Origin of the sequence: Arthrobacter sp. YC-RL1 (genome assembly GCF_001454985.1) — a bacterium.
Taxonomy (GTDB): Bacteria; Actinomycetota; Actinomycetes; order Actinomycetales; family Micrococcaceae; genus Glutamicibacter; species Glutamicibacter soli.
This window is the reverse complement of sequence record NZ_CP013297.1, coordinates 3609312-3632438: the sequence shown is the minus strand read 5'-3', so window position 1 is coordinate 3632438 and position 23127 is coordinate 3609312. Positions and strand designations below refer to the sequence as shown.

The following is a 23127-nucleotide window of genomic DNA, read 5'->3' as shown; positions in this document are numbered from 1 at the left end:
TCCATGAGCGAGAACCAGCCACATAACGCGAAGCGGGAAATCCTCTTCAACGCCTTCGACATGAACTGCGTCGCCCACCAGTCCCCGGGCCTGTGGCGCCACCCGAAGGACAAGGCCGCCGACTACAAGACCATCGGCTACTGGACCCACCTGGCCAAGGTGCTGGAAAAGGGCAAGTTCGACGGTCTGTTCATCGCCGACGTGCTGGGCACCTACGACGTGTACAACGGCACCAACGAGTCCCCGCTGCGCACCGGCGCCCAGGCCCCGGTCAACGACCCGTTCCTGCTGGTCTCCGCCATGGCCGCGGTGACCGAGAACCTCGGCTTCGGCGTCACCGCCGGCACCGCCTACGAGCACCCGTATCCCTTCGCCCGCCGCCTGGCCACCCTCGACCACCTGACCAACGGCCGCGTGGGCTGGAACGTGGTCACCGGCTACCTGCCTTCGGCCGCCCGCAACATGGGCCAGGAAGACCAGATGGAGCACGATGAGCGCTACGACCATGCGGACGAATACCTCGAGGTCGTCTACAAGCTGCTTGAAGGCTCCTGGGAAGACGACGCGGTGCAGGCCGACAAGGAAACCGGCGTCTACACCGACCCGGCCAAGGTGCACCCGATCAACCACGATGGCAAGTACTTCAAGGTTCCGGGCATCGCCATCACCGAGCCGAGCACCCAGCGCACCCCGGTCATCTACCAGGCAGGCACCTCGCCGCGCGGCCTGAAGTTCGCCGCGCAGAACGCGGAGGCGGTTTTCGTGACCAGCCCGACCCGCGAAATGCTCAAGGACACCGTCACCAAGATCCGCGACCATGCCGAGGCCGCGGGCCGCGGCCGCTACGACATCAAGATCTTCGCGATGCAGACCATCATCACCGCCGAGGATTCGGCAGCAGCCCAGGCCAAGTACGAGGACTACAAGTCCTATGCGGACATCGAGGGCGCCATGGTGCTGATCTCCGGCTGGATGGGCATCGATTTGTCCACCTTCAACCCGGACGAGGTCATCGGCGCCGACGTGAAGTCCAACGCCATCCAGTCTTCCGTGGCCACCTTCCAGAAGGCCAGCGGCGACGAGGGCAACCCGTGGACCGTGCGCCAGCTGGCCGAATGGGTTGGCGTGGGCGGCTTCGGCCCGATCACCGTGGGCTCCGGCGCCGAGGTCGCCGAAAAGCTCATCGACTGGGTCAACTACACCGACGTCGACGGCTTCAACCTGGCCTACGCCATCACCCCGGGCACCTTCGAGGACATCGTCGAGTACGTGGTTCCCGAGCTGCAGGCCCGCGGCGCGTACAAGACCGAGTACGCCGACGGCTCGCTGCGCAACAAGCTGTTCGGCGCAGGCGACCACGTCAAGGACACCCACCGCGCGGCGTCCTTCAAGGTCTCCAACCGCTTGGCCGCCCAGGTCTGATCCCGGAACTACCGCACGGCCTACCGGCCCCGCAGCCCAGTCAAGGGCGGCGGGGCCGGTCGGCAGTTAACCAGCGGTTGTGCTGCGCCACAGGTCAGTGGATCGGCACGCCGGCGCTGTCCACGACCCACCACACGTCGCTGACCGCCTGGCCCTTGGTGTCTCCGGGTTTGCTGTCCGAAACGTAGTAGTACATGGGCCAGCCGTTCAGCGTCAGCTGCGGCTTGCCATCGGCGCCGGTGATGGTGCCCAGCTTCCCGGTGATGCCCTTGGCATCGCTCAGCGAGGCCGGGCCCGAGGGGACCGGAGGCCACAAGTCGAGGCATCCGCCGGTGCAGGAGGAAGCCCCGGAGTTCTGCGTGTCCTCGTCGAACTGGTAGATGCTCATGCCCCGCTGGTCGGTGGCGATGCTGCCCAGCTCGGTCTGCCGCATTTCAAGGATCGCTCCGTTCTGCTTGAGATTCGGCACCGGGCTGCTGCCGGTATTCGGCACCCCGTAGTTCGAGGTTCCGGAATTGCCCTGGCCTGGATTGTCCTGGGCTGAACCGTTCTGGCCGGAGCACCCGGCCAGAACCAACGTCAAGGCTGCGGTGAGGACCGCGGCTTTCGAAAATGCCTTGCCCATGATCGTGCTCCTTGTTCGTCCTGGTTCCTCCCGCAGAGCCGAGGGCGGGAGCGTGGAAAACCGTACAAGGTGAGAACGAGACAGAGCCCGCTCCGGTTCAGCATCCCGCAAGCTTTTTTGCGCGGGCAGCCAGTGGCTTAGCACGCTGTGCCCCGTCCGCAGGCCGGACGGGGCGCAGGAGCGGCGCAGCGGGCGGCGCCCGCCGGGCTACTTGGCCGGCTTCACCACCATCGCGGAGCCGCCGCCGCGGCGCACTGGTTCGGCGGCCGCGGTGAGCTTGCCGTGGGAGTCGACCTCCACGGCCGCCACCGCGCCGATTTCAGCCTGCGGGGTGAACGAGTCCCCGGCAGGGGTCAGCTTGTGGCCGAAGGCCTCCAGCGCGGAACCGTAGGCGGTGATGAACTCCGGTTCGGCCGTGACCGCCGCGGTATTGCGCTGCGAGGCGCGCGGGGCGGCGATGGCCTGGCCGATGTCCATACCCAGGTCGATGCGGTTGACCAGGGTCTGCAGCACCGTGGTGATGATGGTCGAGCCGCCCGGCGAGCCGATGGCCAGCGCCGGCTGCCCGTCGCGCAGCACGATGGTCGGGGACATCGAGGAACGCGGGCGCTTGCCCGGGTCGATGCGGTTCGGATCCTCGGGGTTGTACACCGTGGAGAAGTCCGTCAGCTCGTTGTTCAGCAGGAAGCCGCGCCCCGGAACCATCATGCCGGACCCGCCGGTCTGCTCGATGGTCAGCGTGTAGGAAACCATGTTGCCCCAGCGGTCCACCACCGACAGGTGCGTGGTGGACACGTTCTCGGTGTCCTGCTCGTCCACCGGTGCGCCGGTTTCCGCCGGGCACAACCCGTCGAAGTTCTCGACGTCCCCGGGAGCCACCGGCTTGACGGCGGCACGCGCCGGATCCAGCGCGCAGGCTCGTTCGGCGCCGAAGAGCTGGCTGGTCAAGGTCCTGGTCGGCACATCCACGAATGCCGGGTCGCCGACGAACTTGCCGCGGTCGGCATAGGCCAGTGCGGTGGCTTCCAGGTAGTGGTGCAGCGCGGACGGGGTCTGCATGGAGGACAGGTCGAACTGCTCCAGGATGTTCAGCGATTCGCCGATGGTGGTGCCGCCGCTGGAGGACGGGGCCATGCCGAAGACCTCGAGCCCGCGGTACTCGACCTTGGTCGGCGCCTGCTCCACCACGGCGTAGTCGGCCAGGTCCTTTGCGGTGATGAAGCCGGCCGGCACCGGCAGGTCGGTGTCCGCGTTCTTGGGCGGCGCGGTGACGGTGTCAGCGATCTCCTGCGCGAGCTCTCCTTGGTAGAAGGCCTTCGGTCCGTTCTTGGCCAGCAATCGGTAGGTGGCCGCGAGGTCGTGGTTCTTGAAGACGCTGCCGACCTTCGGGGCATCCCCGCCGGGCAGGTAGAGCTTGCTGGTGTCGGGGAACGCTTCGAAGCGTTTCTTGTTGTCCAGCGTCTGCTCGCGGAAGGTCGTATCCACCACGAACCCGCGGGACGCGGTCTGGATGGCGGGGTGCAGCACCTTCTTCAGGTCCTGCGTGCCCCAGTTGTCCAGCGCCCGCTGCCAGGTGGCCAGGGTTCCCGGGACTCCGACCGAGACCCCGCTGGTGACCAGCTCGGGGGTGAAATTATAGGGTTTGCCGGTGGCCGGGTCGATGAACGCGTCGTGCGGCATGGACGCCGGGGCGGTTTCGCGCCCGTCGATGGTGCTGACCTTTCCGGTCTTGGCGTTGTAGTACATGAAATATCCGCCGCCGCCGATGCCGGCGCTGTAGGGTTCGGTGACGCCCAGGGCCGCCGCGGTGGCGACCGCCGCGTCCACGGCGTTGCCGCCCTTGCGCAGGATCTCGATTCCCGCTGCGGAGGCCTGGGGGTCCACGGAGGCGACGGCGCCTCCGCTGCCCTGGGCGACGGGGTCCTTCTCGGTCTGTCTGGGATCGGCGCTCGCCGGTACTGCGGATGCTGCTCCCAGTCCTAGGGCCAGCGCTGCGGCGCAGGCAAGGGCCCGGATACGTGGTCGTGACATACCTGAATCTCCTCAGAAGATGGGGATGAAGTATGCGCCAATGTACGGGACAAACATCATTCCAGCGCCGTGTGACACGCGCCACATGCTGATTTCGCCCGATTATTAAACCGGCCGCGGGCATGGAAACGCCCGGGCGCACGCACCGCGGCGTGCCCCCGGGCGTCCTGCCGGACTGTGCTTCGGCTACTTGATCGGGGTGCCGGCGGCATCCAGCACCCACCAGACGTCTTTCACGCCCTGGCCTGCGGTGTCGCCGGCCTTCTTGTCGCCGGCGAAGTAGTACAGCGGCCACCCGTCCAGCGTCAGCTGGCTTTCGCCGTTCACCCCGGTAATGGTGCCGGTCTTGCCGGTGACCCCGTCAACCGTGACATCGGTTCCGCCCGGGACCGCTGGCCACTGGTCTTCGCAGGGTCCGGTGCAGGCCGAGGAATCGGCGCCCTGGGTGTCCTTGTCGAACTGGTACACCGTCATGCCCTTGCCATCGACCACGATCTTGCCCAGCGAGGAGTCGGCGAGCGCCAGGGACGCGGCACCCATGTCGCCGCTCGGGCTGCTTTCCGCCGGGGCGGAGGACGCGGCGCTGGACTGGGCGTCGGCGGAGGGGGAAGCGGTATCGGTGGATCCCGAGTCGTTCGCGCATCCGGTCAGGGCCAATGCCAGGGCCGCGACGGCTGAGGTTGCTGCGCACCAGGACTTTAGTGACGATTTCATGAGCTGTGCCTTTCTCTTGGTGTCCGCGTGAGCGGCTTGCCTGCTACACGAGGCGCAGCCTGTCCCGGTTCACTGATCCAGCAAATTCTTGTCCATCGGCGACTTCAGGACCGTCAGCCCGGCCAGGGTCTTCACCGTCACCTCGGCGATCTGGTCGACCGGCAGCGAGGTGGCGGCCTGGAGGGTGATCTCCTTGCCGGGCACTGCCTTCCACGTGGCGACCTGCATGGTGCTTCCCTTGGTGTCGGTCACCAGCAGCGCGTAGGACCACGGGCCGTTGGCGTCGCCGAATTCGTAGCCTGCGGGATAGTCGCAGTCGATGTTCAGCCGGGTGCCCCACGCCACCGACTCGAAGCCGACGTCGGCGCTCAGCGACTGCCCGGCAACCTGCTGCAGGGCAAGCACCGGTCCGGGCGCGGCAGGGCGCAGCAGGAACGGCAGGCCGATGCCCAGGATCACGGCGACGGCGGCCGCGGCCAGCAGGACCAAGCGGGTGCCGCGGCGCCGGCGCGCGGAGGCCGCGCGCCGGGCGGTCTTCTCGAACAGGTCCGCCGGGGGCTGCGGCACCAGGGTCGTCACCTCTTCCGGGTCGTGCGCGCGCGAGAGCAAGCCCGGCAGCGCGCTGAGCTCGGATACGGCGCCTTGGCAGCGTTCGCAGTTCTCCAAGTGCTCTTCGAACAGCCGGCGGTCGGCCGGCTCCAGCGCGCCCAGCACATAGGCGGCATCCCATTGGGCGAACTTCTCATGCTCGCTCATCGTGTTACTCCCCGTTCCTGGAGGGCCAGCTTCAAGGCCCTCGTCCCATAATGCAGCCGGGACTTCACGGTTCCGTCCGCGATGCCCAATTCCGTTGCGATCTGCTGCGTGCTGTAGGCGCCGTAGTAGGCCAGCACCACCACCTGCCGGTGGGGTTCGCTGAGCGCAGCGAGCGCGTCATGAATGAGGATCTCGTCGAAAATCTGGTCGGCGTGATCCTCGGCGGGCTGATCAGGCAGCCGTTCGATGCTGCGTTCATGCCGTGAGCGTGCGCTGCGGGACTGGTCGATCACCAGGTTGCGGGCCACCGTGAACATCCACCCGCGGACCTCTTCCACCGGCTCGTCGAGAATCCGCGGGGAATTCCAGGCTTTGAGCAGGCTCTCCTGGACGATGTCCTCCGCCTGGTACGAGTCCCTGGTCAGTGAGAAGACATAACGCCACAGCGGCTGCGCGTATCTTTCATGCAGCAGCCGCAGGGTGGCGTCATCGCTGGTTGTCACGCGCCCCTTTCGCGGCCGGGATTTTCCGAGTTGATTCTCGCTCATGCCTGATACACGAGCGAATCGGGCATTTCGTTCAATCCAGGCCAAGGATATCCGCAATCAGCCGGCGTGCGCTCGCCGGGGCCGAAGGCGCCGTGCCTATCTGTTCAGGGCCTGCTTGATGGCCCTGCCCAGCGGGGTGGGTGCGTGGCCGATCAGCCGGGCGAGGTCCGAGCCGTGCACCTCAAGGGCGCCGTCGCGGATACGCACGTCGGTGTCCACCAGGATCTCGGCGTAAACCTTGGGAATTCCGGACTGTTCGTAGATGCCGGCCAGGGTCTGCGGGTCCAGATTTCGGTAGGTGACCTCTTGCCCGGTGGCGGCGCCGAGCGCTCCGGCCAGCTGGCCGAGCGTGAAGGGCTTGTCTCCGCCGAGCTCGTAGATGGTTCCCCCGGCAACCTGCTCATCCAGCAGGACGGCCGCTGCAGCCTCGGCGAAGTCCGCGCGGGTGGCGGCGCTGATCCTTCCTTCTCCTGCCGCGCCGAGGATCACCCCGCTGTTGAGGTAGCCCATGAGTTGGTCCGTGTAGTTCTCGGTGTACCAGCCGTTGCGCAGCAGGACATAGGGGACCCCGGAGGCCGCCAGCAGGTCCTCGGTGGCCACGTGTTCGGCCGCCAGCTTCAGCGCTCCGGTGCGCGCATTGGCGATGGATGTGTAGGCGATCATCGACACGTCAACACGACGGGCGGCATTGATGATGTTCTCGTGCTGCGGGATCCGGTGTCCCACGTCGCTGCCGGAAATCAGCAGCAGCCTGTCGACGCCTTCGAGGGCCGCGACGAGCGTGTGCGCCGCGTTGTAGTCGGCGACGCGGGTCTCCACGCCCTTGGCTGCCAAGGCGGCGAGTTTCTGCGGGGACCTGCCGAGCGCGACCAGGCTGCCCGCTGGGGCGCCCCGGGATAACAGCGCATCGATAACGAGGGTGCCGAGTTTTCCGGTAGCTCCGGCGACTGCGATCTTCATGAGTTTCCTCCGTTGACGGTTACCGTTGCCAACGACGTGCCGGCCGAAGGCATTCCCGCGGCCGGTGGCAGGTCGGTGCAGAACGTCCGAAAACCTAGGATGCGGCGCTCAGCTCGCTGGCGCTTGCCTTCAGCAGGTCCTCGAAGATCGCTTTGTTCCACTGGAACCCGCGCTTCGCCTCGTCGAGCACCGCTTCGGCATGCGAGGTGTTCGCCCCGAAAACATCGAGTTTGTCGCGGTAGGAATCCTTGTAGATTTTTGGCTTGTCGATGGCCTCGAACTTCCACATGTTCAATGCTTCATCGGAAATGGAATAGTGGCGGGATACGAGCTTTCCGATGGCTAGGCCGCCGGACAGGTCTCCCAGGTAGCGCAGGTAGTGGTGGGCGACGAGGCGCGCCGGTTCCGCCGCCGAGGCGCGGATTGCCGCAACGTAGGCCTCGGTGGCCGGCAACGCCGCTGGGATCTCCTTCAACCCGTGGGCCGGCAGCAGGACATCCAGGTCTTTTGCAATCTGCCCACTGCGTTCAAGTGCCGCGTCGAAGATTTCGCGAAGTTCCGGATCCGCGGCAAGCACCCGGACTTCTTCTTCCAACGCACCGTAGATGTAGTGGTACTGGGCAATCAGCAACATGTAGTCGCGTGCCGAGCGTTCCCCGCCCATCAACTTGGTGATGAAGTCGTTGGATTCTGCGGCGTGGTGATCTTCCTGGGTGACGCTGCGAAGCCGGGCGGAAAACTGTGTTGCGTCGGTGGCGCTCATGTTGCCCGTCTTTCTTAGCGCGATTGGAATGGCGAAATTTTTTACTAAGCTAACCTAATTTCCGGTTTCAATCGAGGGTTGTTCCATTCTGCAGGAGACGGTGATTTCCGTGTTCACCGGACGGCGGACGCATCGGCTTGGGAAGGGCGGGCCGTGGTCGCTGATATCGCGATTTTGTCCAACTAGCTCCTTCATCCATGGAGCCGCAACAGATCTTGCTTCCTGGTGCCGAGTCAAGAATTTGTCAGAGCTGTCGACAAGAATCGTCACAAGACGCTTTGTGACGTGCAAAATGACTCGTTTCAAGAGCGTTGATAACCGTTGCTGGGTTTCATGACGTTTTACTTACGTCACGCTTGGTCATATTCAACTCCGTGTTCGACACTGAAATTGTTCAAGAAATTGGACACCACACCATCCAGAGCGACTGAGAGACCTGGCTCGTTGACGTCGCAGCAACCACCCGACATCGGGAGCGGTGCTAAGGCCAGGACCGATGGAGATTGCTAGATTTCGCAACGGTCCTTTAAGGGGAGATCTCTGCCTTCCCTCGAACTCGCTACAAGCGGATCGTTGAACATCAGGCGTAATCCTCGGGTCCAACACCGAGAGGAACACACGAAGATGCGTACTTCGCACCTGAGCTTGAAAGCAGCGGCCCTTGTCACCGTCCTAGGCCTGACGCTGACTGCCTGCGGCGGAAACTCGACAACTGCCGCCCCAGCGGAAGGCGCCCCGACCGCCTCCGGCGAACCGGTTGAAGGCGGCACCTTCACCTTCGCCGAGGTCACCCCGATCAACAACTGGCAGACCCAGGCAGCGCGCTTCTACGAGAAGGCCAACGTGCTGAACTCGGTCCTTGACCGCCTGACCTACTTCGACGTTGAATCCGGCAAGCTGGTGGGCTGGATTGCCAAGGATTTCAAAGCGAACAAGGAGCAGACGGAATTCACCTTCACCATTCGCGACGGAGTGACTTTTTCGGATGGATCCGCGCTTAATGCCGAAGCGGTTAAGCTGAATCTTGACGCGCTGGGTCTGGGCATCAAAGATGCACAGATCGCTCCAAACGTGGACTTCGGCGCCTACAAGTCGGCCGAGGTCGTGGGGGAGAACCAGGTAAAGGTGACGCTGAAGCGTCCCGACGCCAACTTCCTGCGCGCTACTTCTTCGGTCGCCGCAGGCCTGGTCTCCCCGAAGACCTTGAAGCTGGACAATGCAGGCCAGTCAGCCATCGCCAAGATCGTCGGTTCCGGCCCGTTTGTCTTCGAATCGGAAAAGCCGGACGAAGAAGTGGTGTTCACCAGCCGCGATGACTACGCCTGGGCCCCGGAAACCGCCCCGAACCAGGGCGACGCATACCTTGACTCCCTCGTGGTCAAGTACCTGCCTGAAGTCGCAAGCCGCGCCGGCGCCGCCCAGTCGGGCCAGGTCGACCTGGTCCGAGGTCTGCAGCCGGTGGACGAGCAGGTACTGGCAGCCAACGGCGGCCAGGTCTTCGCCGCGCAGGGAGTGGACCTGACCACGAACCAGGCAGCAGTGCGCATCGGCTCCGGCAAGCTGGCGGACGCCAAGGTCCGCCAGGCGCTGCAGGTCGGAATCGACCGCCAAGCCATCAAGGACACCGTGCTGTCCGACAGCTACGTCGTGGCGGGATCGATCTTGAACCACAAGGCCCCGGGTTTCGTCGACCTGTCCTCTGAAATCGCCTACAACCCGGAGAAATCAAAGCAGCTCCTGGACGAAGCAGGCTGGAAGGTCGGCGCCGACGGCATCCGTGAGAAGGACGGCGAAAAGCTGGAAATCACGGTGGCCACCTCGAACAACTCGGTTGTCATCAAGCCGGCCTTCGAATTGATCGAGCAGCAGTGGCGCGACCTTGGCGTGAAGCTGGTCAACCGCGCGGCCGACAACACCTTCCTGGTCAACGCACTGGTCGACGACAAGGTCGAATTCTTCGGCACCCGCCAGTTCGCCCTCGGCGGCCTCGGCCCGGTGTACGCGCCGGCCAACAATACCCAGACCCTGAACTCCGACGAGGAACTGAACAAGCTCTTCGCCAAGGAACAGGCGGCAACCAGCGAAGAAGAGCATCTGAAGCTGGTCGAAGAAGAACAGCGTGCACTGGTGCTGGACAAGGCCCTGACGCTCGTACTGTGGGACGAGGTCCAGGTTTACGGCGCGAACAAGTCAGCCCACGTCGAGTTCACCTCCGGTACCGCCCCGATCTTCCAGGGCGCTTGGAAGAGCGAAGGCTAGGAGTCGAAGCCATGGGCGGATACATTGCCAAGCGCGTAGGCCAGGCCCTGCTGGTGATCTGGCTTGCCTACACCGCGGTATTCATCGCAGTTCAGTCGCTTCCCAACGACCCGGTGACGATTTTCCTGAACTCGGACTCGGCAGCTGATCCGGCGACTATCGCGCAGATGAAGGAGTACTACGGGTACGACCAACCGGTCATTGTCCAGTACTTCTCCCAGCTACTCGGTCTGCTGCGCGGAGATCTGGGATACTCCCTGTCCAGCGGCTCTGAAGTATCCGCCCGCATCGGCGAAGTCGCCGGTTCAACGTTGGTGCTGGCAGGCTCGGCCTTCGTTGTCGCGGTCGTTTTGGCTGTGGCGCTCACGGCCGCGGCCACCCTGGCCCGCGGCACCAAGCTGCGCAACCTGCTGCTGAATCTTCCGCCGCTCATGGTTTCCATCCCGGTCTTCTGGCTTGGGCTGGTGCTGCTGCAGCTGCTGGCGGTCCAGCTCGGCGTGATGTCGCTGTTCCCGGACGCTTCCTTCCTCTCGCTGGCGGTCCCGATTTTCGTTCTGGCGGTGCATTTGAGCGCACCCATCGCCCAGGTGCTCATCAAGAGCGTCCAGGAAGTCAACACCCAGCCATTCGTGGACGTGCTCAGGGCCAAGGGAGCCAGCGAATCGTGGATTTTCTACCGTCATACGCTGAAGAACGCCGCACCCGCCGCGCTGTCCATTGCCGGCATCACCATCGGAACGCTGCTTGCCGGGTCGGTGATCACCGAAACCGTTTTCGCCCGTGCAGGGTTGGGCCAGCTGATTCTCCAGTCGGTCACCGTCCAGGACATCCCGCTGGTCCAGGGGCTGGTCCTGCTGACCGCCGTCGTGTTCACAACAGTCAACCTGCTGGTTGACCTCATCCATCCGAAGCTCGATCCGCGCATCATCACCGCCCGCTCCGGTTCGCCCCGCGCGCTTGCGGCCTAGGGAAGGAAAAGTCCATGAGCCTTCTGGCAGACAACGTCGAAACGACCGCCGCGCCCCTGGCCGCTTCAGAACAGCCGGTTGCGCGGACCTCGGGATCCTCCGCGGCAATGCGCCGGCTGGCGCGGTGGTGGGTCCTGGTTCCGCTGGCCATCGTGCTGTTGTGGGCCGTGATTCCCTCGATGTTCACCGGCCACGACCCGATCACCGGAGTACCGGCGGACAAGCTCCTGGCTCCAAGCTCCGAGCACCTGTTCGGCACTGATCACCTGGGACGCGACGTCTTCTCCCGAGTTGTGTACGGAACCCGGCAGACGCTGCTCACCGCGGGGCTGGCCTGCCTGATCGGCAGCATTGTCGGTTCGATCCTCGGACTGCTTGCCGGAACCGCCGGCAGGTTTGCCGATAGCGCGGCCATGCGCCTGGTGGATGTCATCCTGGCAGTCCCGGCGTTCCTGATCGCCCTGATCCTGGTGACCGCGACCGAACCCGGCCCGCTGTCGCTGGGACTCGGTGTCGGGATCGCTTCCATTGCAGCCTTCGCACGGCTGGTGCGCACCGAGGTGCTCCGGGTCCGTTCCCGGGACTTCGTGCAGGCCGCGCTGATGAGCGGGGGCGGATACTTCACCGTTCTGCGCCGACACATCATTCCACACGTGATCGGGCCGGTGCTCTCGCTGCTGGCCGTTGACCTCGGCGCGGCAATCCTGGCGATCTCGGGGCTCGGTTTCCTCGGCTTCGGTTCCCCGCCGCCGACGCCGGAGTGGGGTCTGCTGATCTCCGAGGGACGGCAGTACCTTTCCGTCGCCTGGTGGCTCACCACCCTTCCCGGCCTGGTCATCGTTGCCGCAGTGATGCTGATGGCTACCCTGGGCCGAGCCGTCAACAAAGTCTTCCGCTTCTAGCGCCGTACCCGGTTGAAAGGAGAGATCCATGAATGCCCCACAGAATACCGCCAATCCGGTGATCCGGATTGAAGACCTCACGGTCCAGTACGCGCAGGGAACCATCGCCGCGGACAACATCAACCTCCAGATTCCCGGCGGGCAGATCGTTGCCATCGTCGGCGAATCCGGCTCCGGCAAGTCGACGCTGACCAAGTCCCTGATCGGTTTGCTGCCCCAGGGCACCAAAAGCACCGGCAGCGTGCGCTTTGGCGGCACCGAAGTGACCACGTTGAACGTGCACGAATGGCGCAAGATCCGCGGGGCAGGCATCGGGCTGGTGCCGCAGGACCCGGGCGCCTCCCTGGACCCGGTGAAGACCATCGGCTCCCAGGTGATCGAGGTGTTCAGGCTGCACCCCAGCCGTTCGGTCCCCAAAGCCCAATGGCGTTCCAAGGCGATCGAGCTGCTGGAAAGCGTGGGCATTGACCGCGCCGAAAGCAGGATGTCGCAGTACCCGCATGAGCTGTCAGGCGGGTTGAAGCAGCGTGTACTGATCGCCATTGCGTTCGCACTGAACCCGAAGCTGCTCATCGCCGATGAGCCTACGAGCGCGCTGGATGTCACCGTGCAGCGGACCGTGCTGGAGATCTTCGTGTCGCTGGCACGCAAAAACGGAACCACCGTGCTGTTCGTGACCCACGACCTGGCCGTCGCCACGGATATCGCCGACCGCGTCCTGGTCATGAACTCCGGGCGCATCCTCGAAGACCGGAGCGTGGCGGAATTGGTCTCCCAGAGCATCGACCCGTATACCAAGGCGCTGCTTGACCAGGCCTACGCCACCGCGAACCAGCAGGACACGCGGAGCACCGATGACCTGGCGATCTCGGTCGCGAACCTCGGCAAGGTTTTCGGCAAGGGGACTGCGGCCCATACTGCGGTGTCTTCCGTGTCCTTCGACGTCGCCCGGGGGACCACGTTCTCTCTGGTCGGCGAATCCGGCTCGGGAAAATCCACCACCGCGAAAATGATCATGGGCCTGCTCGAAGCCAGCAACGGCAGCGCGCGAGTCAACGGCAACGAGGTGACCGGCATCGGAGGAAAGCAGCGCTACGCGCTGTGGCGCGAAGCCCAGCTGGTCTACCAGAACCCGGACTCCGCGCTGGATCCCCGGCAGCGGGTCGAAGCGATCATCGCCGAGCCAATGGTCAACTACCGCCTGGGCGACGCGGCCTGGCGTCGCGCTCGCGTGGCCCAGCTCATGGAACAGGTCAATCTGGGTGCGGAGCTTGCCTCCAAGCGGCCCGGCGAACTGTCGGGCGGCCAGCGGCAGCGGGTGGCCATCGCCCGGGCACTGGCAAGCGGCGCTAAGATCCTGGTGCTCGACGAGGCGCTGAGCGCACTGGACGTCCTGACGCAGGAACAAATCCTGGAACTGCTCGATACGCTGCAGCGCGAGGAAAACCTCACCTACCTGTTCATCTCCCACGACCTGCACGTGGTTGAACGCATCAGCCACCAGGTCGGCGTGATGCGCGGCGGCGAACTGGTCGAGGTCGGATCCGTCGCACAGGTCTTCTCCGACCCGCAGCACGAGTACACCCGAACACTGCTGGCAGCGAACCCCGGCCACGTACTGCGCGAACTCGCCGAGACGCGCAGTTGCTGAACATCCACGAAGCACTTATTTCACTGAATTCCGAAAGAGATACTATGAGCACCGACGCCCTGGAATCGACCCAAACCATTACCGCACCGTACGGCAGCGAAGCCGCCTACCAGCAGCTCTCGGCCCGCTTCAGCGAGGTATTCGCGCGTATCGCCGAAGGCACCCGGGAGCGCGAACAGCAGCGCATCCTGCCTTTCGAGCAGGTCCAGTGGCTGAAGGACGCCGGATTCACCACGTTGCGCGTGCCGGCAAGCCACGGCGGGGATCCGGTCAGCCACGAGCATCTTTTCCGCCTGCTCATTGAACTGTCGGCCGCCGACTCCAATGTGTCGCACCTGCTGCGCAGCCACTTCTCCTTCGTGGAAACCATTGCGCTGCAGCCGCAGGAATTCCAGGATCGCTGGTTCCCGCGTGTGCTCGCCGGGGAGATTTTCGGCAATGCCGCCACCGAGCGCGGCGGCAACGCGTTGGGCAGCACCAACACCAAGCTCGTCAAGACCGATGCCGGGTGGGTGCTGCGCGGCGAGAAGTACTACACCACCGGCTCGATCTTCGCCGACTGGGTAGTTGTCATGGCGACCACGGACGGCGTCGAGGGGCGCCAGTACGCGGTGGTCGACCGCCATGCCCAGGGCGTTGAGATCCTCGACGACTGGGACGGCTTCGGCCAGCCGCTGACCGGCACCGGCACCGCGATCTTCACCGACGTCGCGGTGGACGAGCAGAACATCATCCAGCGCAAGGTGGCCTCCACCCTGGAGCCCGCGTTCTTCCAGCTGTGCCTGCTCTCGGTGCTGGTCGGCATCGGCAAGGCCGCCCGCAACGAAGCCGCCCGCATTGTGGCCACCCGCACCCGTACCTTCAACACCGGCTCCGGCGCGCTGTTCAAGGACGACCCGCAGATCCAGGAGCTCGTGGGACGCCTGGCCTCCAACGTCTTCGCCGCGGAATCGATCGTGGTCTCGGCGGCCCGAGACCTGGACGCCGCACTGGACCCGAGCCTCGGACTGGATGCGGAGTCCGCCTTCCTGCGCGCCGAGCTCGCGGTGCAGCAGGCGCACGTGGCGGCCCCGAAGCTGGTCCTGGACGCCACCAGCGAGCTCTTCGACGTCACCGGCGCCTCGGCGGTCTCCACCTCCAAGTCGCTTGACCGCTTCTGGCGCAATGCCCGCACCGTCGCCACCCACAACCCGGTCGCCTTCAAGGCCCGCTCGGTGGGCGACTACTTCATCAACGGAACCATCCCGACGGGCCTGCACTCGATCGGCGAAGCCAAGGGAGCCAAGTAGCCATGGGAACCTTCGACTCGCGGCCGCGCTTCCTACTCTCGGCCTTCCTGATGAACACCTCCAGCCACATCCTCGGCGGCATGTGGCGCCACCCTCAGGCCGAGCAGCACAAGTTCAACGAGCTGGCGCTCTGGGTGGAGCTGGCCAAGAAGCTGGAAGACGCCAAGTTCGACAGCCTGTTCTTCGCCGACGTGGTGGGCTTGTACGGCGACCACGAGGGCGGCTGGGCCTCGCTGGTGCGCAAGGGGCTGCAGGTTCCGAGCCAGGACCCGCTGGTGCTGCTCTCCGCGCTGTCCGCCACCACCAGCGACATCGGGCTGGCCATGACCAGCTCGGTGGTGCAGGCGCACCCGTTCCAGTTCGCCCGCCAGGCCTCCACGCTCGACCACCTGTCCAACGGCCGCGTGGCCTGGAACATCGTGACCAGCGTGCTGGAGAACGCGCACCGAAACTTCGGCGGCGACAACCTGGTCGCGCACGACGACCGCTATGCCTGGGCCGAGGAGTACGTGGAAGCCGCCTACAAGCTCTGGGAGGGCTCTTGGGAGGACGATGCGCTCAAGGCAGACAAGGAGTCGGGCATCTACGCCGACCCGGCCCGGGTCAACAAGATCAACCACCGCGGCCAGCTGTACTCGATCGACGGGCCGCACCTGGCCCTGCCCAGCGTCCAGCGCACCCCGTTCCTGTTCCAGGCGGGGTCCTCGCCGCGCGGCTCGCAGTTCGCCGCCACCCATGCGGAGGCGACGTTCCTGTTTGCGCCGCACCCGGAATACGTGGCCAAGAAAAACGCCCAGCTGATCGGCAACCTCGAAGCCGCCGGCCGCACCCGCACGGATATCAAGGTCTTCGCAGGGCTCTCCTTCGTGGTCGGTTCCACCGAAGCAGAGGCCAAGGCCCTGGAAGCGGAATACGACCAGTATCTAGACCTGGAGGCCATCGTTGCCCATATTGGGGGAGGCATCGGCGTGGACCTCGGCGGGCTGGACTTGGACACTCCACTGGGCGCGGTGAAGACCGAAGGCGCCCAGGGCGTGCTGGAAGCGGTACTGGCCTCGACCCCGGGACGCAATCCAACCCTGCGCGACCTGGCGAACTACCGGGCCAAGGCCCAGCAGATCGTGGGCACCCCGGAACAGATCGTCGACGAGCTGGAGCGCTGGCAGGATGCCGGGATCGACGGGCTGAACATCATGAACCACGTGCTGCCCGGCTCGTACGACAACTTCATCGAAGGCGTCCTTCCGGAGCTGCGCCGCCGCGGCCTGGCGCAGAGCGAGTATGCGCCGGGAAGCCTGCGGCAAAAGGTCTTCGGACGCGGGGACAAGCTCCCGGCAAACCATCCGGCAGCCCAGTACCGCGGCGCCTTCACCGAATACTCGGCCGCAAATTCCGAGGCCAGCATGCAGTACCAGGGCTAGCAACAAAGCTTGGCAGGCAGATCCAACTGGGAGGGGATCTGCCTGCCATTTCCTGATCCGCAGACTTTCATCGGCAACGGCGGTATCGTTGCGCACATGGGCACCAACCACGTAAACGATCCCGCAGTCATCCGGCGACTGCTGACAAATCGAGGCCGCTGGGCAGTTGTCGGCCTGACCAACAATCCGCGGCGCGTCGCGCCTTCGGTCGCACGCTTCCTCCAGGACTCGCTGGGCATGGAAATCATTCCGGTGTCGCTCACCGGGGAGTCGGTATTCGGCCGGAGCGGTTACGAGAAGCTGGCGGAGATCCCGGGCACGATCGACGTGGTGAACTGCTTCGTCAATTCGCAGAAAGTCGGCGACGTCGTCGACCAGGCAATTGCCGTCGGCGCGCGGGCAATCTGGCTTCAACTAGGGGTGATAGACCAGAGCGCGGCACAGAGGGCAGCTGCTGCCGGCTTGGACGTCGTCATGGACACCTGCCCCATGATCGAATTTCCGCGTATTTAGCGACCCGGTATCGTCGGGGCGCCGATAGCCCAGCACGAAGCCGATTCAGGCTGATACCGTTGGCTCCGAAACGTGGATCGTTGAGGGAACCGGGGAGCTCACAATGTCGGGCAATGGATCGTCGCATAGCGACAAGGAACGCACGGAAAATGCCTGGCGGGCCTTGTGCCTGCAGATGCCCCGCGCCTATGAAGACCATCCGTTCGGGCCGGAAACGACAGTCTTTAAGGTCGCCGGCAGGGACCGGGAGAACGGCAAGCTGTTTGCCTTGATCATGCACCTGCACGGCGAACTGCTGCTGAACCTGAAATGCGAACCCGCGCTGGCTGACCAGCAGCGAAGCGAGCACCCGGAGATCACCCCGGGATATCACATGAACAAGAAGCACTGGAATTCGGTGCGAATGGGGCTGGACGAGCAAACCATGCGCGAGCTCATCGAGGACTCCTATGATCTGGTCGTCGACGGAATGCCGAACCGGGACAAGGAAGTCATCCGCCGTTCCTGGTGAATGCCGGCCAAGCCGGCAAGGCAAAAAGTATCGGGAGGGGCGGCTCTCCACCGTATTGGGGGTAAGTGGAGAGCCTCGCTGCCGCACAAATAACTTGGGGGATTATTTGCGCCGCCCCGGCAACAATGGATGGTTGCAAGCGCCATCCTAAATTCAGTCTTGTCAGGATGAATTTGGAATTCAATATACGGCTCAATCATTCACTACCTATATTTGCCCAGGCTGCTACCTGCAAATAGAAACAAGCGGCTCCTGCTTTCGGCATCGCCCGGGCCGGACGCCTCTATCCAAGGCACCGGGCCTGCGGCGCATGGTCCTGCTTCCGGGAATCTGGGGCCTGAGTCCAGGTCGGGGACCGGAGCCTTCGCGGATGCTTGAGGCGAGCCGACGCGGGGCATTGACAGCGCATCGTCGAATGAGAACCATGGATTCATGAGCCTGTTCATTACGTGCCCCGTCCAGAGCGTCGAGCGGGCCACTGCGTTCTACACAGCCCTCGGTTGGACGCTGAACTCCGAGATGTCCAGCGACGAGGTCGCCTGTTTTGCGATCTCGGCTGATCAGTATGTCATGCTCGGCAGCCGTGAAATGTATGCGAGTGTCGGAGGCGTGGAAGAACTTATCGGCGGGCCCGATAGGCCCTCGAAGGTGACGGTGTCATTCGACCTGGGCAGCCGCGAAGCGGTCGACGAGCTAGTCGAGCGAGCTGGAGCCGCAGGAGGAAAAATCGGCGACACCGATGACTATCCGTTCATGTACCAGCGGCAGTTCGACGACCCGGACGGATACCACTATTCTCCGTTCTGGATGAAGGACGAGGCCGGCCCGACCACTTGAGCCCCTATCTGCCTCATGCCTTCTTGCCAGCCTCCGGAGAAGGTTCTGGCCGGGACCTGTGGACCACGGTTTCGCCAAAGGGACCAAGAATACATGTGCTGAGGGGCCCAAAACGCCGGTGGATCAATAGACTGGAAGCATGTACTTCATCGTTGTTAAATATCAGGTAAAGCCAGAATTCACCGACAGCTTCATGGACCACGTTGCCGAGTTCACCAAGGCCACCCGCGCCGAAGAAGGCAACCTGTGGTTTGACTGGTCGATCAGCGTCGAGGATCCCAACGAGTTCGTGCTCGTCGAGGCATTCCGCGATGACGAAGCCGCTGGCGCCCACGTCAACTCCGCACACTTCGCAGCCGGCCTGGAATCCATGCGCCCGCTGCTGGTGTCCACTCCGAAAATCGTCTCCCGCAAGGTCGACGGCGAGGACTGGGACACCATGGGCGAACTTGTCATCGACTAATTCACTCATTAAGCGTTGAAGGCGCGGACCCCGAACGGGGTCCGCGCTTTCGCTCTACGCAGCTGGTGCGGCGGTCAGCCTAGTGGCTGTTCTTGTTTCCGAAGCGGCGTACCAGCAGCAGGAGGATGCCCAGCAGGACAATGGCACCAGCTGCAATGCCGATCCAGGATGCGCTGAAACCGGTCTGCGCCAGGTCATCACGGTCATTCTGGTTGCCGTTGTCCGTCGGGGTGGCCGAAGCTGTCGGCGTGGCCGAGCTGGTCGGCTCGCTCGACTCGTCAGGAGTCTGTGTCGGGGACGGGCTTGCAGTTGGCGATACGCTTTCCGAAGGCGTCGGGCTGGCTGGCGGCTCGGCGGCCACCACGGTGAACGTGGTGGAGATGCTTTCGCGCTGCACCTGCGAGATCAGCAGCTCGTAGTCGCCGGCCTCGGTGCCCTCGGCAATCGGCAGTGTGAAGCTGGTGGTTCCCTGCGCATCCGCCGCCGGGATGTCGGTGATTTCCAGCTCCCCGTTGAAGGCCGAGGCGGTGATCTGCGCGCCTTCCTCCAGACCGGAGACGGTGACCTCGATGTCCTGGCCGGCTTCCGCCTCGGTGGCGGAAAGCTCGACCTGGGCCCAGTCGGTGCCGGCGATCATCGCGCGTCCCAGCGGGGCTGGATCGACGACATCGTGGGACTTGAAGTAGTTCACGGTGGCGTCCAGGTCGATCTGCCCGGAGTCGGCATGGTTCGTGCCTTCGGCGAAGGCCGCGAAGTTGTCGCCGCCAGCGGCCAAAAACGCGTTGGCAACCACGTGGAAGATGGCCTTCTCATCCAGCGGCTCGCCGTTGAAGGTGATGTCCTTGATATGCTCCCCACGAGGTGCGTCCTCGACGTAGGTGTAGGACAGGCCTTCTGAGATGCCCAGCTGCAGCTTCGTGCGCTCGGAGCCCTTAGGCTGCCACTGCTGTTCCAGCGCCTCGCGGATCTGGGCGCCCGTGAGGTCGAAGGTCTTCAGCGTGTTGGCGAAAGGTTGCACCTCGGCGGCCGCCTTGTAGCTGACGCTGCCGTCCTTGCCGTACCGCAGGTCGGCGCGCAGGCCGCCGGCGTTCATGAACGCGATCTGCGCCTTGGTGCCGGCGAAGTCCTCATTCGAGGTGGCCCACAGGTGGATGTCCGCCACGGTGTTGCCCAGCGTGGATTCCACGCCGCGGTCCGATCCCGGTTGCTTGCCGCCGCGCAGGATATCGGCTGAGATCTGCCCGATCTTCTGGTTGCCGACCTTGTCCGATTCCGTGATTGCGGTTTCTACGATCTGAGCGACGGTTTTGTTCGGGGTGTAGACCCAGTCTCCGGCGTCGTCCTTGATGGCAAGGGGCAAGAGCTCGGTCGAGGAATCGGTGACATCACCCCTGGCCTCGTCGACCTCGAGGGAGATCTTGCCCAGGGTGGTGCCGTACTGGTGCGCTTGGATGACCGGGCGCTCGGTGCCTGTGGGGCCCGCGATTTCGCAGTTGTACGGCTGGTGGGTATGGCCTGAAACAATGGCGTCCACCTGCTCGCTGGCACCACGGATCAGTTCGCCGTAGGTGGTTTTCTCTGCGGCGATGGTGCCGCAAGTGATGCTTTCCGAGCCGTTGTGGGTCAGCACGACGATGACTGATGCTTCGCCGTTAGTCGTATCGCCGTCGGAAAGCTGCTTGGCGACGCGGTTGACCGCTTCGAGCTCGTTGCCGAATGCCAGGTCCTTGATCCCCGTGGGGGTCACCAGCGAGGGGACGTCCTCGGTGACAGTTCCGATGAAGCCGACTTTGACGCCGTTGACCTCGCGAATGGCGTATTCCTTCAAGGCCGGCTTGCCGGTGGCCTTGTCGTAGACGTTGGCACCCAGGGCGAAGTCTGCGCCGTCCTGGCCGGAGGCCTTGGCATAGCTGTCGATGACTCGGCCCTTCAGGTCCTCGAAGCCGCGGTCGAATTCGTGGTTGCCCACGGTTGACACGTCGAGACCTCCGGCACCTAATACTTCGATGGTTGGCGCGTCCTCCTGCGAGGCCGAAGCGAAGGTCGAGGCGCCGATGTTGTCGCCGGCCGACACGAAGAGCGTGTTCGGGTTCGCCGCCCGCAGCATGTCGACGGCACCTGCGAGCACAGCGGCGCCCGCGGAGTCCCGATCATCGGCAATGCGGCCGTGGAAGTCGTTGATGTCCAAAATGTCCAGGGTGAATGTCCCCGGGGCTGCTGGCTCTGCTGCCGGGGCGGCCTGCGCGGCAACGCATCCGGAGGCGACCAAAGCTGCAGTAGCCATGGAAGTCAGCGTTAAGTTCTTGATCTGCCTGAACGCAGGCATAGATCCTCCTCAGAGTTAAGCGTGTGACTTATCTCATATTTATCCCATGAAGGTGTACCTGTCGATGCTTGAACGTAGATTTCACGTATAAAACAGATGTTTTTGGCGTTGCAAGGGGCTTATTCGACGTTTTGCATCACTGGAAATGCCGCATGCCCCGCCGATGTGGCAGGGCATGCGGTGAAAAAGAGTCGGAGGCTTTAGCGCTGGCGCTTGCGTCGTGGATCTCCGGCGGTCACAGAGGAAGATCCGACGATACCGCTGAGGAGCAGCATGGCTGCCGCAATGAACATCAGGGTTGAAGCGACCCAGCAGGTGGTTGCCAGAGAGCGCTGGGAGTTGTCCAGCGCGAGCACGAAAATGCAGATGCTGGCCAGCAGCAGTACTACGCCGAGCAACCGTGACTTCATCGTGCACCCTTGAACTGTCGATTTTCGCCAAATAATCGCGAAAAAAATTCGCTATCGGCTGGAATAACATCAATGATGTCATAACTCCAGCCGGTTGAACATACGCCCAAAGTGGTAATTTACTGGGAAACGCTCAATCCTTGGGTTGAGAACGGTTTCCGAAGATCTTCTGCTAAACGCAGGACGTCAGGATCTTCTTGATGGAATCATGCTCTGCCTGAGTCATCCAAGCGCCGTACTTGGCCTTCACCTGAGTCTGTAGCGACACGTATTCGCAGCGGAAGTCCTTGTTTGGCGGCAGCCAGGTTGCAGCATCCTTGTCGCCCTTGGCGGCATTGGTGGGGCCGTCCGATGCCAGGAGGTTCAGCGGGTCGTTGGCGAACTGGAGACGCTTGTCCTTACTCCATTTCTGGGCGCCCTTCTGCCAGGCGTCCGACAGCGCAACAACGTGGTCGATCTGTACGGCAGAACTCGTGGACTGGCCGCGCTCGAAATTGATTGTCTTGCCGGTATAGGGATCTTGGAACGTTCCGCTCAGCACCACGCAATCGACCCGGGCCGGTTTGAATTCAACATTCACCAGATCGCGGGCAAGGATATCGTTGCGCGCATCGCAGCCGTTGTTGTCCGTATCCTTCCAGCCGTTGCTGAACTGCTCGCGGGTGTAGCCGGTCTTCGGAGCACGGCCCTTGATGGTGATGTCTTCCAGCTGATCCAGAGACTTGGCATATGCCGCTTGCTGGTCGGCCGACGGGGCCGCGGCCTGAGCGCCATTTGTCCCGGTGAAATCCGTGGAAGTCAGCGAGGAGCATGAAGCCAGCCCAAGGGTGGACATGACGAGAACTAGGGACAGGGTGCGGCGCGGCAGTCGCATGCGGTGGTATCTCTCCTTGGATATGCAGGGGACTGCAATCCGCGGTCCTAGCATTCGACTCTATGCGCCGGCACCTACGAAACTCCGGTACCGGTCTGGTGTCATTCTGTGATTCTCTTCTCGGCGGTTCGCATGCTGAATCGGAAAAGTTATCAATTTGTCGCTGTAGTCCGCTGTGACAAGTATTGTTTTCTTCCGGTGGACGAAATATGGTCGGCGTAATGCTGTTTCTGTGACCTTTTGGATGTACCTGTGAAGAAGTTCTTGTTCCCGTTGTTGACCGGGGTGCTGCTGCTCAGCGCCTGCACCACACCCGTATCCAAGCTCGAAACCGTGGAACAGCAAGGACCTGGAGGATACGACTCGGCTTGGGAAACAGAACAGCATGGCTACGATGAAGACCCCTACGCGAAGTACTACCAGGAAGGCGTGCCGATTTTCTCGGAGCTGCAAACGCAGGTTTTGAGACCCAGTCCGATCTTCGGTGATCTTGATACTCGTGAGGATGTGGACGATTTTTCCATGGGCATTTCGGGATTTTTCCGATCCACGACCGTCACGGATGAAAATGGCGAGCAGGAGGTTACCAACGAATCGACGTCCATGAGCGGAACCGCAGAAGAAGCGGGTGCGTACAGGGTTGAATTTGGCTGCTGGGGTGTAGGACGCGCAGCCGTGCAGGTATTCATCAACGTAGATTTTCCAGAGATTGGCATGGAGCCAACGTTCGAGATGCCAATGACCTGTAACGTCCCCGCCGCAACCACATACGGCGAGTTTGAGATCGATCGGTCCACCGAGAGCTATTACATTGTGGTCTCCGGTGATCCCGAAACGATTGGATCCTACGAACTCAACCTGTACCGAAGCGATGGCAGGTGAGC

The 23127-nt window shown here is 63.5% G+C and carries 22 protein-coding genes and 1 riboswitch; of the genes, 12 read left to right on the top strand and 10 right to left on the bottom strand.

Annotated elements, in window-relative coordinates:
- The first annotated feature begins 3 nt into the window (after positions 1 to 3).
- The gene (locus ATC04_RS16710) at positions 4 to 1422 is read left to right on the top strand and encodes an LLM class flavin-dependent oxidoreductase (protein ID WP_047118113.1); all 1419 of its coding nucleotides are present in this window, start codon (positions 4 to 6) and stop codon (positions 1420 to 1422) included.
- A 94-nt stretch (positions 1423 to 1516) separates the two neighbouring features.
- On the opposite strand, the gene ATC04_RS16705 is transcribed toward ATC04_RS16710, so the two are convergent.
- The 7 genes from ATC04_RS16705 to ATC04_RS16675 all read right to left on the bottom strand — a co-directional run bounded on the left by ATC04_RS16705 (position 1517) and on the right by ATC04_RS16675 (position 7819).
- Positions 1517 to 2047 (bottom strand): hypothetical protein, encoded by a 531-nt coding sequence (locus ATC04_RS16705; RefSeq protein ID WP_047118112.1) that lies wholly within the window; start codon positions 2045 to 2047, stop codon positions 1517 to 1519.
- 207 nt (positions 2048 to 2254) lie between these two features.
- On the bottom strand, positions 2255 to 4078 hold the full coding sequence (gene ggt, locus ATC04_RS16700) for a gamma-glutamyltransferase (protein ID WP_047118111.1): 1824 nt from the start codon (positions 4076 to 4078) through the stop codon (positions 2255 to 2257).
- Between the two features lie 186 nt (positions 4079 to 4264).
- On the bottom strand, positions 4265 to 4792 hold the full coding sequence (locus tag ATC04_RS16695; RefSeq protein ID WP_047118110.1) for a hypothetical protein: 528 nt from the start codon (positions 4790 to 4792) through the stop codon (positions 4265 to 4267).
- 69 nt (positions 4793 to 4861) lie between these two features.
- Entirely contained in the window at positions 4862 to 5548 is a 687-nt protein-coding gene (locus ATC04_RS16690; RefSeq protein WP_047118109.1) for a zf-HC2 domain-containing protein, read from the bottom strand.
- On the bottom strand, positions 5545 to 6051 hold the full coding sequence (locus ATC04_RS16685) for a sigma-70 family RNA polymerase sigma factor (RefSeq protein WP_047118108.1): 507 nt from the start codon (positions 6049 to 6051) through the stop codon (positions 5545 to 5547). Before ATC04_RS16685 ends, ATC04_RS16690 begins: the two co-directional genes overlap by 4 nt.
- A gap of 141 nt (positions 6052 to 6192) precedes the next feature.
- Positions 6193 to 7056, bottom strand: a complete 864-nt coding sequence (locus tag ATC04_RS16680; RefSeq protein WP_047118107.1) for an SDR family oxidoreductase — start codon at positions 7054 to 7056, stop codon at positions 6193 to 6195.
- Positions 7057 to 7150: 94 nt separating this feature from the next.
- Entirely contained in the window at positions 7151 to 7819 is a 669-nt protein-coding gene (locus ATC04_RS16675; protein ID WP_047118106.1) for a biliverdin-producing heme oxygenase, read from the bottom strand.
- Between the two features lie 411 nt (positions 7820 to 8230).
- A riboswitch (SAM riboswitch) is annotated at positions 8231 to 8322 on the top strand.
- 121 nt (positions 8323 to 8443) lie between these two features.
- Here ATC04_RS16675 and ATC04_RS16670 point away from each other — a divergent pair.
- The 10 genes from ATC04_RS16670 (at position 8444) to ATC04_RS16625 (ending at position 18633) form a co-directional block, all read left to right on the top strand.
- A complete protein-coding gene (locus ATC04_RS16670) occupies positions 8444 to 10078 on the top strand; it encodes an ABC transporter substrate-binding protein (protein WP_047118105.1) in 1635 nt (544 codons plus the stop codon).
- An 11-nt stretch (positions 10079 to 10089) separates the two neighbouring features.
- Positions 10090 to 11046, top strand: coding sequence for an ABC transporter permease (locus ATC04_RS16665; RefSeq protein ID WP_047118104.1), 957 nt, complete (start codon positions 10090 to 10092; stop codon positions 11044 to 11046).
- Between the two features lie 14 nt (positions 11047 to 11060).
- A complete protein-coding gene (locus ATC04_RS16660; RefSeq protein ID WP_082123770.1) occupies positions 11061 to 11948 on the top strand; it encodes an ABC transporter permease in 888 nt (295 codons plus the stop codon).
- 28 nt (positions 11949 to 11976) lie between these two features.
- Positions 11977 to 13599 carry an ABC transporter ATP-binding protein gene (locus tag ATC04_RS16655; RefSeq protein ID WP_047118103.1) on the top strand — a complete coding sequence of 541 codons (1623 nt, stop codon included), beginning with the start codon at positions 11977 to 11979 and terminating at the stop codon, positions 13597 to 13599.
- Positions 13600 to 13643: 44 nt separating this feature from the next.
- Positions 13644 to 14888 carry an acyl-CoA dehydrogenase family protein gene (locus ATC04_RS16650; protein WP_047118102.1) on the top strand — a complete coding sequence of 415 codons (1245 nt, stop codon included), beginning with the start codon at positions 13644 to 13646 and terminating at the stop codon, positions 14886 to 14888.
- A 2-nt stretch (positions 14889 to 14890) separates the two neighbouring features.
- The gene (locus tag ATC04_RS16645) at positions 14891 to 16309 is read left to right on the top strand and encodes an NtaA/DmoA family FMN-dependent monooxygenase (protein WP_047118101.1); all 1419 of its coding nucleotides are present in this window, start codon (positions 14891 to 14893) and stop codon (positions 16307 to 16309) included.
- Between the two features lie 96 nt (positions 16310 to 16405).
- A complete protein-coding gene (locus ATC04_RS16640) occupies positions 16406 to 16822 on the top strand; it encodes a CoA-binding protein (protein WP_047118234.1) in 417 nt (138 codons plus the stop codon).
- Between the two features lie 103 nt (positions 16823 to 16925).
- Complete coding sequence (locus tag ATC04_RS16635) at positions 16926 to 17333, top strand: MmcQ/YjbR family DNA-binding protein (protein WP_047118100.1); 408 nt, start codon at positions 16926 to 16928, stop codon at positions 17331 to 17333.
- Between the two features lie 432 nt (positions 17334 to 17765).
- Positions 17766 to 18170 carry a VOC family protein gene (locus ATC04_RS16630; RefSeq protein WP_047118099.1) on the top strand — a complete coding sequence of 135 codons (405 nt, stop codon included), beginning with the start codon at positions 17766 to 17768 and terminating at the stop codon, positions 18168 to 18170.
- 139 nt (positions 18171 to 18309) lie between these two features.
- Complete coding sequence (locus ATC04_RS16625) at positions 18310 to 18633, top strand: putative quinol monooxygenase (protein WP_047118098.1); 324 nt, start codon at positions 18310 to 18312, stop codon at positions 18631 to 18633.
- A gap of 79 nt (positions 18634 to 18712) precedes the next feature.
- On the opposite strand, the gene ATC04_RS16620 is transcribed toward ATC04_RS16625, so the two are convergent.
- From ATC04_RS16620 to ATC04_RS16610, 3 genes are all read right to left on the bottom strand, one after another.
- Positions 18713 to 20917, bottom strand: coding sequence for a 5'-nucleotidase C-terminal domain-containing protein (locus ATC04_RS16620; protein WP_231736017.1), 2205 nt, complete (start codon positions 20915 to 20917; stop codon positions 18713 to 18715).
- A gap of 242 nt (positions 20918 to 21159) precedes the next feature.
- On the bottom strand, positions 21160 to 21369 hold the full coding sequence (locus ATC04_RS16615) for a hypothetical protein (RefSeq protein WP_152666766.1): 210 nt from the start codon (positions 21367 to 21369) through the stop codon (positions 21160 to 21162).
- Positions 21370 to 21541: 172 nt separating this feature from the next.
- Complete coding sequence (locus ATC04_RS16610) at positions 21542 to 22243, bottom strand: HNH endonuclease family protein (protein ID WP_047118095.1); 702 nt, start codon at positions 22241 to 22243, stop codon at positions 21542 to 21544.
- Between the two features lie 252 nt (positions 22244 to 22495).
- Between ATC04_RS16610 and ATC04_RS16605 the strand changes: the two genes are divergently transcribed.
- The gene (locus ATC04_RS16605) at positions 22496 to 23125 is read left to right on the top strand and encodes a hypothetical protein (RefSeq protein WP_047118094.1); all 630 of its coding nucleotides are present in this window, start codon (positions 22496 to 22498) and stop codon (positions 23123 to 23125) included.
- The last annotated feature ends 2 nt before the right edge of the window (positions 23126 to 23127 follow it).